Here is a 378-nt window from a genome sequence, read left to right as displayed (position 1 = left end):
GCTTACGACCAGGCGAGAAGTTATACGAAGAGTTGTTGATTGGCGACGACCCTTTACCAACCAGTCATTCTCGAATTATGAAAGGTCGTGAGATCTCATTACCTTGGGTTGAAGTAGAAGCCTTGCTTGAGAAGATTGATAAATACTCTCATCTATTTGATTGTTCTTCAGTGCGTGAGACGCTACTTAAAGCGCCTCTAGGGTATAACCCATCGAACGAGATTGATGACCTTGTTTGGAAGCAATCTCAGCATGAGTTGATACCCGAACATAATGCTTCAGCGAATGAAGAAGCACCCGTAAAGCCAAAAGTGGTTTCGATTTCAAAATCGCCCAAAAAACTGGCCTGATTTACTGCGCTGCCAAATAAGGGTGGCG

At 44.2% G+C, this 378-nt stretch carries 1 pseudogene; it reads left to right on the top strand.

The annotated features are described in order from the left end of the window. Window positions 1-350 (top strand): annotated as a pseudogene (locus tag A3761_RS28830) (hypothetical protein); the annotation flags it as partial. Between the last annotated feature and the right edge of the window lie 28 nt (window positions 351-378).

This window comes from Oleiphilus sp. HI0123, assembly GCF_001635315.1.
The sequence above is the reverse complement of the archived record's forward strand: the minus strand, read 5'-3'. Positions and strand labels throughout refer to the sequence as shown.